Annotated in this window: 10 protein-coding genes; 6 read left to right on the forward strand and 4 right to left on the reverse strand. The window is 56.0% G+C overall.

Annotated features, from left to right (window positions below; translation table 11 throughout):
* Positions 1-218: 218 nt before the first annotated feature.
* Both G536_RS29440 and argS read left to right on the forward strand, forming a co-directional pair.
* Complete coding sequence (locus tag G536_RS29440) at positions 219-674, forward strand: YbaY family lipoprotein (RefSeq protein ID WP_022825920.1); 456 nt, start codon at positions 219-221, stop codon at positions 672-674.
* A gap of 271 nt (positions 675-945) precedes the next feature.
* Complete coding sequence (gene argS / locus G536_RS0122795; protein WP_022825921.1) at positions 946-2739, forward strand: arginine--tRNA ligase; 1794 nt, start codon at positions 946-948, stop codon at positions 2737-2739.
* A 149-nt stretch (positions 2740-2888) separates the two neighbouring features.
* Here argS and G536_RS0122800 read toward each other — a convergent pair whose 3' ends face one another.
* From G536_RS0122800 to G536_RS0122815, 4 genes are all read right to left on the reverse strand, one after another.
* Positions 2889-4502 (reverse strand): RagB/SusD family nutrient uptake outer membrane protein, encoded by a 1614-nt coding sequence (locus G536_RS0122800; RefSeq protein WP_022825922.1) that lies wholly within the window; start codon positions 4500-4502, stop codon positions 2889-2891.
* Positions 4503-4527: 25 nt separating this feature from the next.
* A complete protein-coding gene (locus G536_RS29445) occupies positions 4528-7980 on the reverse strand; it encodes a TonB-dependent receptor (RefSeq protein ID WP_022825923.1) in 3453 nt (1150 codons plus the stop codon).
* 79 nt (positions 7981-8059) lie between these two features.
* Positions 8060-9106 carry a FecR family protein gene (locus tag G536_RS31120; protein WP_022825924.1) on the reverse strand — a complete coding sequence of 349 codons (1047 nt, stop codon included), beginning with the start codon at positions 9104-9106 and terminating at the stop codon, positions 8060-8062.
* A 143-nt stretch (positions 9107-9249) separates the two neighbouring features.
* Positions 9250-9846: an RNA polymerase sigma-70 factor gene (locus tag G536_RS0122815; protein WP_157530875.1), complete on the reverse strand. Its 597-nt coding sequence runs from the start codon at positions 9844-9846 to the stop codon at positions 9250-9252.
* A 299-nt stretch (positions 9847-10145) separates the two neighbouring features.
* Between G536_RS0122815 and G536_RS0122820 the strand changes: the two genes are divergently transcribed.
* The 4 genes from G536_RS0122820 (at position 10146) to G536_RS0122835 (ending at position 14489) form a co-directional block, all read left to right on the forward strand.
* The gene (locus tag G536_RS0122820; RefSeq protein WP_026880506.1) at positions 10146-10727 is read left to right on the forward strand and encodes an LOG family protein; all 582 of its coding nucleotides are present in this window, start codon (positions 10146-10148) and stop codon (positions 10725-10727) included.
* A gap of 252 nt (positions 10728-10979) precedes the next feature.
* Positions 10980-11474 carry a glutathione peroxidase gene (locus G536_RS0122825; protein ID WP_245575879.1) on the forward strand — a complete coding sequence of 165 codons (495 nt, stop codon included), beginning with the start codon at positions 10980-10982 and terminating at the stop codon, positions 11472-11474.
* 83 nt (positions 11475-11557) lie between these two features.
* Positions 11558-12484, forward strand: a complete 927-nt coding sequence (locus G536_RS0122830; RefSeq protein WP_022825928.1) for a 1,4-dihydroxy-2-naphthoate polyprenyltransferase — start codon at positions 11558-11560, stop codon at positions 12482-12484.
* Between the two features lie 133 nt (positions 12485-12617).
* A complete protein-coding gene (locus G536_RS0122835) occupies positions 12618-14489 on the forward strand; it encodes a DUF2075 domain-containing protein (protein WP_245575880.1) in 1872 nt (623 codons plus the stop codon).
* Positions 14490-14497 lie beyond the last annotated feature (8 nt).

Here is a 14497-nt window from a genome sequence, read left to right on the forward strand (position 1 = left end):
GCAGGGCTGGAGGTTGCGCACAACTGCAAAGGCCCTGCTGTCATTCCAAGCAGAGTTAGAAAGCCGAGTGGAGCCGTAGAATGGCAGCCAGCTTCCGCGCGCTGCTCGGAATGGCTGCGCAGAACGCTTCGGGCTACGGCTTAATAACCACTGAAAACAGGATACATTCGTGCAAGCCTGCCTGTGGGGAGATTCACCAGCTTCTTATCCTTGTCGTGATGAAATACTATCTGACTTCCGCCTGTGTTCTATCGGCCCTGTGGCTAGCCGCTTGCACTACGTCGCCTACCACCAAAGCTGCGCCTGAAGCGGGGAGCACGCCGCTCGCGGTGGCACCCGTCGTGCGGGATTCCGTGACGGGCACGGTGGCCTACCGGGAGCGAATTGCGCTGCCCCCAGCAGCCGTGGTGCGGTTGCAGCTGCAAGACGTGTCGCGCCAGGATGTGGCTGCCACCATTATCGACTCGGTTACCATTCGGCCAGATGGCAAGCAGGTACCCATCCCGTTCACGCTCCGCTATGACCCCGCCCGCATTCAGGAAAACAGTACCTATTCGGTGCAGGCCCGCATTACCGTCAATGGCAACCTGCTGTTTATCAACGACGTGTCGTATCCAGTTATTACGCGTGGCAACCCCAAGCAGGTGCAGATGATGCTGCGCTGGGCGCAGTAGCGGCCCAGTTTGGTGGGCAGTCCACGGACTTGCCACGGGCTAGGTGCATTTTTTCGGGTGCATCCGGCTGAGCCTTTTACCTTTGCGGCAGCTTACCGCTCAGCGCGGCCAGCTACCCAATATGCCGTTGATTTTCATAACCCGTACGCAACGACGATTCTAGCGTGAGTTTCGGCCCGATCGGCTGAGGCTTGCGCCGTATCTGTTTACCCTGGTTTCTAAATCAACTTTCTCCGAAGTCCGCTGGACTTCTCAAGCAGTTCGCCTTTCCGTGCAACAACTCGAAAATACCCTCAAAACCGCGCTGGGCGCGGCTATTCAAAACGTATTCGGCACTGAGGTGCCCGCCGCGCAACTGGTATTGCAGCCCACGCGCAAAGACTTTGCCGGCTCCTTCACCCTCGTTACGTTTCCGTTCACCAAAACCCTGGGCAAAGGCCCCGAGCAAATCGGGCAGGCGGTAGGGGAGTGGCTGGTGGCCAATGAGCCCGCCGTGAAGGGCTTCAACGTGGTGAAAGGCTTCCTGAACCTGGAAATTGCCGATGCCGAGTGGCTGAAGGTGTTCGAGCAGCTACGCCAGCTGCCAGCCGGTGCGCCCGTGACCACCGGCGGCCCGCAAAACGTAGTGGTGGAGTATTCGTCGCCGAATACCAACAAGCCGCTGCACCTGGGCCATTTGCGTAACAACTTCCTCGGCTACTCAGTGGCCGAAATCCTGAAAGCCACCGGCGCCACTGTCACCAAAGCCAACTTGGTTAACGACCGGGGCATCCACATCTGCAAGTCGATGCTGGCCTATCAGCAGTACGGCCACGGCGAAACACCACAGAGCGCCGGCATCAAAGGCGACCATCTGGCCGGCAAGTACTACGTGCTGTTCGAGAAGCATTACCGGGAGCAGGTAAAGCAGTTGGAGGCCGAAGGCGTAGCAGCCGACGTAGCCAAGCGCAAGGCCCCCATGATGCTGGAAGCGCAGGACATGCTGCTGAAATGGGAAGCCAACGACGAAGCGGTAGTAAGCCTCTGGAAGCAGATGAACGGCTGGGTGTACGAAGGCTTCGATGAAACCTACAAGTCCATCGGCGTTGATTTCGATAAGTACTACTACGAGTCGCAAACTTACCTGCTAGGCAAAGAGCGGGTGGAAGAGGGCCTGCAAAAAGGCGTGTTCTTCAAGAAAGACGACGGCTCGGTGTGGGTGGATCTGCAAGCCGAAGGCCTCGACGAGAAACTGCTGCTCCGCTCCGACGGTACCTCCGTGTACATCACGCAGGACCTGGGCACGGCCGAGCTGAAGTACCAGGACTTCCACTACGACCTGTCCGTGTATGTTATTGCCGACGAGCAGAACTACCATATGCAGGTGCTCAAGGCGGTACTGGCCAAGCTAGGCAAGCCCTACGCCGATGCCATCTACCACCTCAGCTACGGCATGGTGGACCTACCTTCAGGCAAGATGAAGAGCCGGGAAGGCACCGTGGTAGATGCCGACGAACTAGTGCGTGAAGTGGTGGAAGCCGCTAAGCAAGCCACATTGGAAAAAGGTAAAATCGAAGGCCTATCCGAGCAGGAAGCTGCTGAGTTATTCCACATGCTGGGTTTGGGGGCGCTGAAGTACTACCTACTGAAAGTGGACCCCAAGAAACGGATGCTCTTCAACCCCGAAGAGTCGGTGAGCTTGGAAGGCCACACCGGCCCGTTCATCCAGTACAGCCACGCCCGGATTTCCAGCATCCTGCGCAAAGCGGCCGAGCAAGGCGTTGAGGCCAATGCCCCGCTTACTGGCCTCACTGAAATTCACAGCACCGAGCAGGAAATGATTCAGGAACTAGGCCGGTATGCCGCCGTGGTAGCTGAAGCCGCCCGGGCCCAGTCGCCGGCTTTGGTGGCGCAGTACGCCTACGACGTAGCCAAAGCCTACAACCGGTTCTACACCGAAGTGCCGATTTTCATTGAGCCGGATGCGGCTAAGAAAGCCTTCCGGGTGGCCTTGTCGGCCCAAACGGCGCGGGCCATCAAAGCCAGCATGGGCCTGTTAGGTATTCCAGTGCCGGAACGGATGTAGCCTTCAAAGCAGCTTGCCGTTCGCTTGATAGGCTGTACAGTCAACAAAATGCCCCGCTCTACAATAAGTAAAGCGGGGCATTTTGTTGCTTAACCAAACTACGTTAGGTAAGGGCTCCTACAAACACTTCCCCAACGTAGCACCGAGGCTTAGTTATAGCCAGGGTTTTGCGGCACATTCCAGCTTTGGGCATCGTTCAGGGGAATGGGCAGTAAGGGCATCGGATTCACGGAGGTTTCGGTAGCTACATGCGACATGGCCCGTGCGCGAACTTCAGGTGACAGGATAGCCATGTAGCGGCCCGTCCGAATCAGGTCCCAGAGGCGCAACGACTCCTCCCCGAACTCCACCCGACGCTCGTGCCAGATGGCAGTCAGCAAGGCTTGTCCCGACAGGCCCATGGCCAAGTCTGGCAGCGTGCCGGCCGGCGCGTTGGTAGGATCGTAGGTGAGGGAGCCCAGCGTGGTGCCCGGCGGCCGGGTGGAAACGCGGGCCCGGGCGCGCACCTGATTGACCAGAGTTACGGCTTCGCCAGCTTTGCCTGTCTGGGCAGCGGCTTCGGCCTTCATCAGCAAAATATCGGCGTAGCGTATCTTACGGATGTTTTGCGGGCCTGACTCTGGGGCATTGGGTCTGAGGATAGCCGCCTTTCGGTTGAAGTAGCCCGTAGCATTCTGGGTGAGGTCAATACGGTTGAGGATACCCAGCACAATGTCGTTGTCCTTGATAATCGTGACTTCGCGGCGCGGGTCGTTGGACTCAAACTCATTGACCAAGCTCTGCGTAGGGTTATTGAACCCGTAGCCAAACGTGTTGCGGTTGTTCTGAAAAATGTTGCTGGTGGTACCTATCGAAATGGGGCCGTAACCGTTGTTGTCCGATCCAAACTGAATCTCGAACAACGACTCGCTGCTGTTCTCCCCAACTTCCTGGTGAATGGCCGCATAGTTGGCCAGCAGACTGTACTGGTTGGAGGTAATGACGGTGTTGGTGATGTCATACACTTCCTGCCACGTGTGGTTGTTGCCGTTCACGGTGCCCAACTGGTACATGATAACGCGGGCCAGGTAGCCGTTGGCAGCGCCTTTGGTAGCGCGGCCCAGGTCGGGAGCAGCATAAGCACTTTTTTCTGGTAGCAGCCCTGCAGCATCCTTCAGGTCCTTCTCAATAAAGGCGTAAGTCTGCGCGATGGTAGCGCGAGTTGCGTTGGGTGCTTCCGCCGGTGTCAAACTTTTTTCGAACAGCGGAACGCCCCCATACAGCTTCACTAGGTTGAAGTAGAAATACGCCCGCAGGAACAGCGCTTCGCCCTTCAGGCGCGCTTTGAGCGCCGCGTCGATGGTACCCGCGTCAACGTTGTTAATCACCGTGTTGGCGCGCGCAATACCCGTAAAGCTATGCGTCCAAAGCGAGTTGATGATTGGACTGCTAGTCGGCGTGTTCCAGGTTTTAAGCTCGATAAGGGAAGGAAAGTCGCTGGGCGAACTGCCCCCTTTATCGGAATCATCGGTCATTAAGTCGCCGAACATCCATTCGAAGTTCTGGGCTACGTACTGGCCGTTGGGGTCGCCCCATTTAGGGCCCTGGTCCCAGGCGGTTACGTCGTACACGGCATTAATGGCCTGCACGGCATTGGTAGGGTCCCTGAAAAGATTGTCCTGCGTGGTGGTGCCAAGAGGCTCTTTGTCGAGGAAGCTTTGGCAGCCAGGAGACAGGACGGTAGTTAGCAGCAGGCCGAGCAAAGCGGCGCGGGTAAGTTTCATATAAAAGAAGGTGGGAAGTAACTGATTAGAACTGCACGTTGAAGCCCAGGCGGTAGGTACGCGCCTGCGGATAGTTGCCGTAGTCGACGCCGTATGCGAGGGGGTCGTTGTAGGAGGCCGACGTGGAAATTTCGGGGTCGTAGCCGGTGTAGTCCGTGATGGTAAACACGTTGTCGACCGAGGCAAAAACCCGGGCACCTTTCACCTTCACCTTGCTCAAAAAGGCTTGGGGTAGCGTGTAGCCTAGCTCCATGTTGCGGGCGCGCAGGTAGCTGGCGTCTTCTATATGGCGGCTGCTTAGGCGGTCGTTGCCGTTGGTATCGTTTGATGTGATGCGGGGCTCATTGCTGTTGGGGTTGCTGGGCGTCCAGCGGTCCATGCGGCTCGCATAGAAGTTGCTCCACACCCCCACAAAGTCGGCGGACTTGTTCAGGTGGAAACCGGCGCCGTTTACAGCTTCGGCACCCTGCACGCCATACAGCAAGACTTTGAAATCGAAGCCCGAGTAGCTCAGGTTCAGCGAGGCACCGTAGCTGAAGTCGGGAGTTCCGCTGCCCAGATAGGTGTTGTCAGCGCCCGTAATGGTGCCGTCACCGTTGGTGTCTACATAGCGCATGTCGCCCGGCTTAGCACCCGGCTGCACCGGCGCCGTCACCCCAGCGGCGTTTGTGTAGGTATAGGCATCAATTTCGGCCTGACTGTGAAATACGCCCTGGGCCTGCAAGCCGTAGAAATAGGCTATTTCGCGGCCCACGCTCGTGAGGGTGGTGTTGCCGATTTGCGTGAGCACCGTGCCGGCCACAATGGGGTTGCCGCCGCCCAGGCTGGTTACTTCGTTGTTGATTTTGGTGAAGTTAACGCCCACGTTGTATTGCAGCTTACCAATCTCGTTGCGGTAGTTCAGGGCCAGTTCCAGGCCGCGGTTGCGCAGGGAGCCCACGTTGGCGCTAGCGGGAGCCTGACCCAAGTAGTCGGGTACCGGAGACAGCGCAATCATGTCTTGGGTGCGCCGCTCGTAGTAGTCGGCCGTGAAGGTCAACTGGCTGTTGAACAACTCGGCATCGATGCCCACGTCGGTGGTAACGGCGGTTTCCCACTTCAGGTCCGGATTGTTGACCCGAGTGATGGCCAAACCGGGAGCTGGCGCTCCGTTGAATATGTAGATCTGGTTGTTGTTCGCCACGGATGCATAGCCATAGTTGGGGGCAGCGTTTTGGTTGCCCACCTGGCCGTAGCTGGCCCGCAGCTTCAGCACCGATAGGTAGCTGACGTCCTTCAGGAAGTTTTCGTTGGAAACGTTCCAGGCGGCGCCCACTGAGGGGAACGTGCCTGTGCGTACTGGCCCTAAGAACTTCGAAGTCTGGTCAAAGCGCAGGGTACCCGTGACTAGGTACTTGTCGCGGAAGTTGTAGTTGGCCCGGCCGAAGTACGACAGCAACCCGCCATCGTACTGTGAACTGCGCACCACGTTGCCGGTGCTGCGCGAGGCCGAAGCGTATTGCAAGGAGGCATCGGCCGGCACGTTGTAGGCCGTAATGGAAATGCCGTTGCCGAAGCCACGCTGGGCCTCCTGACCCAAGGTAGCCGAGAAGGAGCTGTTGTCGGAGAAGGTTTTGTTGTAGTTAGCGTAGTTCGACCACACCCACGAAACGTTTTCGCTGCGCGTCTCGATGAGCGCGCTCTGGGCCCGATTGTCGACCGGACCGATGTAATATTGTGGCTGGTAGGTTTTGGGGTGGTTGTTGTTGTAATTCACGCCAAACGTAGAGCGGAACGTCAATCCCTCGAACAACGAAATATCGAGGTAGCTGCTGCTGAACAAGTTGTTGTTCTGCGTCTTATTATACTGCTGCTCGTCGAGGTAGCGCGGCACGTTCAGCACGTTCCGCGTGATGATGTCTTCGTTGTAAGTGCCGTTGGGGCCGAACGGGTTGAAAACGGGGTTAGCTTGCACGGCGTATTGCAGCACTAGGTAGGGCGGCGAACCGCCTTGACCGTCGCCGGCGCCCGTTTGGTTGCTATTGGTAAAGGTGGCTGCCACGCCCGCCTTGATGCGCTTGGTGAGCACCACGTCATCGTTCACCCGAACGACGTACTTCTTGAAGCCCGAATTCTTGATAATGCCGTTTTGCTGAAAATAGCTGCCGCTCACCAGGTAGCGGTTCTGCTCGGTACCGCCCGAAGCCGACAAGCTATAGTTGGTAATCAAGCCCTTCTGCGTTACCAGGTCCTGATAATCAACGCCTTTTGCGTTGGTAGCAATAGCATCTTGCAGCAGCGGAGCATAACTGGCGGGTACTTGGTTGCCATTGTTGGCGAAGGCCTCCGTTACCAGGGTGGCGTACTGGGCGGCGGTGGTCAGGGGTAGGGTCCGACGAATCTGCTGGAAGCCGGTGTAACCCGACAGGTTGAACTGCGTCTGGCCGGCCTTGCCGTGTTTGGTGGTGATAAGCACCACGCCGTTGGCGCCGCGCGAACCGTAGATGGCCGTGGCCGAAGCATCCTTCAGAATCTCCGTCGATTCAATATCAGCGGGCAGCAAAAAGCCGATGTCGCCGGTCTGGATACCGTCCACCACGTACAGCGGGTCGCTGTTGTTGATGGTGCCCACGCCCCGCACCCGAATGCGGGTGCCGGAGCCTGGCTGCCCACTGTTAGCAGTTACTTCCACGCCTGCCACGCGGCCTTGCAACGACTGCACTGGGTCGGAGGTAGCCACCTGCGTTAGCTGCGCGCTGCTTACCGAGGCTACGGAACCGGTCAGGTCGCTTTTGCGGGCGGTACCGTAACCGATAACCACCACTTCGTTCAGCGCCTGGGTATCCTCTACCAGCGTTACCGATAGGTTGGTGGTAGCGCCCGTTACCGGCACTTCCTTGCGCGTGAAGCCCACAAAGCTCACCACCAGTACGCTGTTTTCGGGTGCTTGAATCGTGAAGCTGCCATCGGCGCCGGTGCTGGTGCCGTTGGTGGTGCCTTTCACTACGATGGTCACGCCTGGCAACCCGGCACCTTTACTGTCCACTATTCGGCCACTGACGCTTACGTCCTGCGGCAGTTCGGTACTACCGAAATCGTTTGCGTAAGTTGGAATACGTAATACAATCCGGCCGTTTGTGACCTCATAGTTGATCTTCAACGGAGCCAGCACTTCGTCTAGCACCGCCGATAAACTTTCTTCTTTGGCATGCAATGTCACTTTTCGCTCTGCCCCAATGAGTTGCTGGCTGTACACGAAACGAACGTTGGCCTGCTTGGCAATCTGGGTTAGCGTTTCTTTAATGGTCTGGCCCTCCACCTGAAGGGTAATCTTGCGCTCCAATACGGTTTGAGCCCGCGCCGATGGAACTACCACAATCGGTTGTGCAGCCGCGCTTGCGTGTGTACTGGCCAGGGCAACTGGTACGCCTAGTACTGTGGTGTGCAGCATGATGGCCTTCAAGGACGGCCAGGAAGGAAAATGTACTGGGTGTTTCATAGGGCAATAAGAAGTAGTGGGATTTTATGGTACTCGTGGAATCAGTCTAGTTTAAATCAAGCAGCCAGTAGCAGGCTTCTTATCTCGCCTCGCTCAGCTCACAGCCCTTGCTGTTGAACTTGATTTGCGCGTCGGCCAGGGTGTAGGTGGCTCCCAAGGATTTGCACAGCAAGCCAAGCTTCTCGAACAACGATTCGTTGGTGAAGGAAATGCTGACGGTACAGCCGGCCAGCTTACTGGCATCGTACACGATATCAACCCCGTAAGCCTTTTCAAGCGCGGTCAGCACTTCCGCCACCGGACGCTCCTCGAACTCGAAAGATTGCGGCAGCAGCAAGGCTGGCTTGGTCACCAGTTGTTTTTTCAGGCGGCGGCTGGTAGTTGAATACACCACCTGCTCATTGGGCAGCAACAGCACACCCGAAGCGGCGGGGTGGGTGGGCGTGGCATCCAGTTGGGCATCTTTGCGCGCTTGCACGGCTACTTTGCCTTCCCGTACCGCCACTGAGGCCTCCTGGCTGCCGGCGTAGGCTTTCACCCGGAAGCTAGTGCCCAAAACCGTTGTTACCACCTGCTTCGTCAGCACCAAAAACGGCCGCCGCTTGTTCTTGCTGACGTTGAAAAACGCCTCGCCTTGCAGATACACTTCGCGCTTCGGGCCCATGAAGGCCGTTTGGTACCGAAGGCTACTGCCGGGGTGCAGCGTAATCTGGCTGTTATCCGGTAAGGCAAAGTGCTGGATTTGCTGGGTCTGGTTGGTGCGCAGGGTCCAAGCGGAAGTGGGCGCCTGGGTGCCTGCCAGGAAGTCGGGTAGTTTGGTAGCGGGCAATAGCAGCCGCAACGCCACGCCCAATACCAGGAGCGCCGCAATCCACTTAACGGGGGCAGTTTTCCAGAACGAAGCGGGGTGCTGAATTACCCGGCCGCCGACTTCCTCCGGCGCCATCTCGCCGCGGAGGCGCTGCCAGATGGCATCTTCCACGGCCTCCTGGTTCTGGGTTTGCAGGTGAATCCCGGTTGGCTCGTCAAGGCGCTCATACCACTGCTCTACCAAGGTCCGCTCTTGCGCGGTGCATTGGTCGTCGAGGTAGCGTTGGAGCAGTTTCTGGAATTCAGCTTCAGTCACAATCAGCGGGCGTAGGTGAGCTTCTATATGATGAAGTCACCGAACTGCCCGCATACCCTAAACCAACCTGAAAGTTTTTTGCAAAAAAAATGACGCCAACCAGTGGCGACATGATAAGTGGTTGAATTACTACTAGTTGCCTGCTACCGCAGCCACAGCAAAAAAGGCAGAAGTAACAGTAAATAATCGCGCAGATAGTTTCGCAGTAGCTTCAGCGACTTAGTAATATGGTACTCGACGCTCTTTTCTGATAAGCTGACGCGCTTCGATATTTCGGGCACGGTGTAGTGCTCCAACCGGCTAAGCTGAAATATCTCCCTTGACTTTTCGGGCAGCTTGCGCAGGCTTGCCAATAAGGCCTCGCTTAAATCATTATGGGCCAGTAGTTTTTCGGTGTCGGTATCGGCCTCACTGGCGCTCACGCGGCAGTACAGTTCATACCCCGACTTCACTTTCTGGCTCTTGATGTAATTGATAATCCGGTACCGGATGGCCGAAAATAAATAGTTCTCCAACTGCTGAATCTGGTGGGTGCTTCGTCGGCTCCAGAGGTCGGCAAATAAGTCTTGCACCAGTTCTTCGGCTACTTGTTGGCTCTGAAGCTTACGGTAAGCAACCGTGAACAGCCGGTAGCAGTAGCGCTTATAAATTTCAGCAAATGCCTTTTCCCCGTCTGCCTGCAAAGCATCAACTAGCGCGGCATCCGGCCAAGCGGCGTACATCGAAGGCAAAGAATTCACAGAACAGAAAGCTGAAAAAGGCGGTAGCTACAACCAATATACAATTTTACGTTAGGTTAGTTATAAAATGCTACACCCTTGAAATGAAGCCGTACTACTAGCTGTTCAGCTTGATTGGTATTCAGGGCTGCTCCTTAAACCGCAGGCCAGCTTGATTTTGTAAGCCGTTTGCTGGGTACATCGTAAACAGTTGCCCGCCGCAACAACAAGGCTTAATACTGCGGTTACGGTTGCTGCTCACCCCATTCCTGAAACAGCTAGTATCTTTGGCTGGCCAGCTGGAGTTGGCGCCATATCCTATGAAAAGCGTAGCAGTTTATTGCGGTTCCAGTTCCGGAACCAATTCAATGTACACCCAGCAGGCCCACGAAATGGGCCGTGTATTGGCCGAGCGTAACATGACCCTGGTGTACGGCGGCGGCCGGGTCGGCCTCATGGGCACCGTGGCCGATAGTGCCTTGCAGCACGGCGGTAAAGTCATTGGCGTCATCCCCGATTTTCTGGCCGCCAAAGAAGTGGAGCACCGCGGCCTGACGGAGCTGCACATCGTGAAAAGCATGCACGATCGGAAGCTGCTGATGGCTGACTTGGCGGAAGGCTTTGTGGCCATGCCCGGCGGCTACGGTACGCTGGAAGAGCTATTTGAAGTGCTGACCTGGGGCCAGCTTGGCTTGCACCGTAAGGCCGTTGGTGTGCTCAACGTAGATGGTTACTACGACCACCTGCTACGCGCCCTCGACCACATGGCCGACGAGAGCCTGTTGCGCCGCGAAAACCGCCACCAGCTCCTGAGCGACCCAACGGCCAATGGCATTCTGGATAAGATGCTGGCCTACGTACCCGTCACGCTGGAAAAATGGCTGACGCCGAGCACCACCTAACGGCTTGTCCTAATTGTTAGAGAGGGGCCGCTGACCCTGCGAAACTCTACTGACGCCACGCTGTTTACTGTCGGCAAACCGGCGTACTTTGCTCTATAGCTGAACAGCAGGAACGCTGCCCGTTGCCTGCTTCAGCATTACCCGTACCTACTTCACACAATCTGTGATATGAAAAGTGTTTTCCTGCTCGGTGTACTGGCTGCCTGCTGCCTTTCGTCGGCTACCATTTCCAACCCTTTCAGCTCTGCTACCATGTCTGAAACTACTGCTGCTCCTGCCACCGTGTTCGATTTCACGGTGAAATCTATTGATGGCAAAGATGTGAAGCTGAGCCAGTACAAAGGCAAGAAGCTGCTCATCGTGAATACGGCTTCCAAGTGCGGCTACACGCCCCAGTACAAAGAGCTGGAAGAGCTGTCGAAGAAGTACGCCGGCAAAGTAACCGTGCTGGGCTTCCCCTCCGACAGTTTCAAGCAGGAGCTGAGTTCCGACGAGGAAGTGGCTTCGTTCTGCGAGAAAAACTACGGCGTGACATTCCCACTGTTTTCCACGGTGGCCGTGAAAGGCGACGAAGCCACGCCGCTCTACAAGTTCTTGGCCGATAAAACCAAGAACGGGGCTGTGGGTGACGCTCCCAACTGGAATTTCTGCAAGTACCTCGTTGACGAGCAGGGCCACGTAGTAGCCTTCTACCCATCTAAAGTGAAGCCCATGAGCGAAGAGCTGGTGGCGGCTATCCTGAAGTAATACTTCTTGACTGTAATAAAGCACGTCCTGTTTCGACTGCGCGAAAGCCAGATCAAGCAGGACGTGCTTATTTTTGTGATATTATGACTGTTACTCCTTCTCCTGCCATCAGCCCCGCTAAAGCGTGGGTTTCCGCATTTCGGCCGCGCACCCTGCCGCTGGCGTTGGCCAGCATTATAGCGGGTGGTTTTCTGGCGGCTTCGCACGGGCAATTTCGGGGCGCAGTGGTGGGCTTAGCGGCGCTTACTACTATTCTGCTCCAAATCCTGAGCAACCTCGCCAATGACTACGGCGACTCCCAAAATGGCGCCGACAGCGTGCACCGCGAAGGACCTCAGCGGGCCGTGCAAAGTGGGGCCATCACGCCCGCCCAAATGAAGCGCGGCATGGGGCTGTTTGGAGGATTATCGTTGGGTAGCGGGCTGCTGCTGTTGTGGGTGGCTCTGGGTACGGCTGGGGCCTGGATTTTCGTGACTTTCTTCGTGCTCGGTTTGTCGGCCATCTGGGCGGCGGTAAACTACACGGCGGGTTCCAAACCCTACGGCTACGCCGGCCTTGGCGACTTGTCGGTGTTTGTATTTTTCGGGCTGGTGGGCGTGTGCGGCACGTATTTCCTGCAAACCCGCACCCTGCCGTTGGGCGTGTTACTACCCGCGGCGGCACTGGGCTGCTTTGCTACGGCGGTACTCAACGTCAACAACATCCGGGACATTCGTTCCGACAAACTAGCCGGCAAAATCACGATTCCGGTGCGGCTGGGGCCAGTACATGCCCGGCGCTACCACTGGCTGCTGTTGCTGCTGGGTTTCGGCTGCGCGGTGGTGTACGTAGCCCTGTCGTACCATTCGCCGTGGCAGTGGCTATTTGTGCTGGCCGCACCCCTGCTGCTTTTCAATGCCCGCGCCGTGTGGCAGCGCCAAGATTCCATGCAACTCGACCCGCTGCTCAAGCAAATGGCGCTGAGTACGCTGGTATTTACCGTCTTGTTTGGGATAGGGCAGATACTGTAAATTATTCTGCTGCTGTAAGTTATACAGAATGCAACGTGCCTATTACCAAGCCTCTATAACTGAATTTCTGTGTCACGATGAACATTTTATTATTGGCCAACTAGCATTAGCACACACGCACGCATTAGAAGAGTTGCAGAAAGACGCTTGGCTGCGGCAGATTATTATCTTGAAGCGCGAGTTGCAGAATTTTTCTGGCGGTTACCTGCTGCTAGAGTTTGCCATTCCGCGTATGGGCAAGCGAGCAGACGCCATACTACTGCTGCGTGAGACGGTATTTGTACTAGAATTCAAAGTAGGTAGCACTACCTACGACCAAGCTGGTAAAGACCAGGTTCTGGATTACGCACTTGATTTAAAAAACTTTCACGCCGGCAGTCATCACGCTCGTATCTGCCCGGTGCTAATTGCTACACAAGCTCCAGCGCATCATAATGCAGTATATGTAAGCTCTGACCTGGTTTATGATGCTCAGTTTGGCAATGAGTACCAAATAGCAGAGCTGCTGCGGCAAAGTGAAGCTGCTACTGGAAGCCAGTTGGACGTTAAGACGTGGTTACAAGCTGGTTATCATCCCACGCCTACAATCATTGAGGCAGCGCAAGCTTTATATAAGGGCCATCAGGTAGCCGATATTTCTCGCTCTGACGCCGGCGCTGAGAATTTAGTAGTAACAGGTGCCTGTATTGCTGCCATTATCGAGCAAAGCAAGCAGCGCAGCCAGAAATCGATTTGCTTTGTAACAGGTGTGCCCGGTGCGGGCAAAACCTTGGCTGGGCTCAATATTGCAACCGAACGGACCAAGGTAGATGCGCAGGAACATGCGGTATTTCTCTCCGGCAACGGGCCACTAGTAGATGTGTTGCGAGAAGCCTTGGCGCGCGACAGTGTACAAGAGGCGCGCCAGTGGGGCCGTCGACTAGACAAGAAACAGGCCCTATCAGAAGTACGCTCATTCATCCAGAACATCCATCACTTCCGCGACGAAGCGTTGCGTACGTCTGCGCCACCAATAGAAAAAGTAACTGTTTTCGATGAGGCCCAACGAGCCTGGACTGCACAGCAGGCCACAAAATTTATGCAGCAGAAGCGCGGACAAGCCGATTTTGCTATGTCGGAGCCGGAGTTTCTAGTATCAGTCATGGACCGCCATACCGACTGGTGTACTATCGTATGCTTGATTGGTGGCGGCCAGGAAATTAACACGGGTGAAGCAGGGCTCAGTGAGTGGCTGCGCGCATTTCAGGAGCAGTTTCAGGCTTGGCATATCTACTATTCGCGCCGCATCCAAACCGATAAAAATTATCTGCCCGATAGCGCTTCCCTAACGGCCCTACAAGCGCTAAATGCCAAGCCGCTGGATGCGTTGCATCTGGCTGTATCGGTACGCTTTTTCCGAGCTGAAAAATTGGCTGCTTTTGTGCAGGCTGTGTTAGATGCTGACAAAGCGGAGGCGCAGCATCTCTATGAAACCTGCCTGCGCGACGTGTATCCGTTGCGCCTAACGCGCCAGCTTGCTACCGCTAAATCCTGGCTGCAACAGCAAGCGCGCGGTTCGGAGCGCTATGGGCTGGTAGCTTCTTCAGGGGCGCACCGTTTGAAACCGCTAGGGTTGAATATCAAACACAAAGTAGATGCCTCGGTATGGTTTCTGAACGGGCGGGAAGATGTGCGTTCATCGTACTACCTCGAGGATGTTGCTACTGAATTTGATATTCAGGGACTAGAACTCGATTGGGTTGGGGTGGCTTGGGATGCCGACCTGTGGCTACATCAAGACCAGTGGGAGTTTCGCAAGTTCAAGGGCACGAAATGGCAGAATTGCAACAGTCCCGAAAGTCGTCGTTACTTGCTTAATGCCTACCGCGTACTCTTAACCCGTGCCCGCCAGGGAATGATTCTATTTGTTCCTGAAGGTAATGCTGCCGATCCTACTCGTCTGCCTGTATGGTACGACAGTACCTATCGTTTCTTGCTTGATATTGGTATTATAGAAATCCTGTAAGTTTAAGA

The organism is Hymenobacter norwichensis DSM 15439 (assembly GCF_000420705.1).
GTDB classification, from domain to species: domain Bacteria; phylum Bacteroidota; class Bacteroidia; order Cytophagales; family Hymenobacteraceae; genus Hymenobacter; species Hymenobacter norwichensis.

Bases quoted from the DNA above. Each gene is read 5' to 3' on its own strand.
- G536_RS0122820 (WP_026880506.1), top strand. From the start codon at position 10,146: ATGAAAAGCGTAGCAGTTTATTGCGGTTCCAGTTCCGGAACCAATTCA.
- G536_RS0122830 (WP_022825928.1), top strand. From the start codon at position 11,558: ATGACTGTTACTCCTTCTCCTGCCATCAGCCCCGCTAAAGCGTGGGTT.
- G536_RS0122825 (WP_245575879.1), top strand. From the start codon at position 10,980: ATGTCTGAAACTACTGCTGCTCCTGCCACCGTGTTCGATTTCACGGTG.
- G536_RS0122800 (WP_022825922.1), bottom strand. From the start codon at position 4,502: ATGAAACTTACCCGCGCCGCTTTGCTCGGCCTGCTGCTAACTACCGTC.
- G536_RS29445 (WP_022825923.1), bottom strand. From the start codon at position 7,980: ATGAAACACCCAGTACATTTTCCTTCCTGGCCGTCCTTGAAGGCCATC.
- G536_RS29440 (WP_022825920.1), top strand. From the start codon at position 219: ATGAAATACTATCTGACTTCCGCCTGTGTTCTATCGGCCCTGTGGCTA.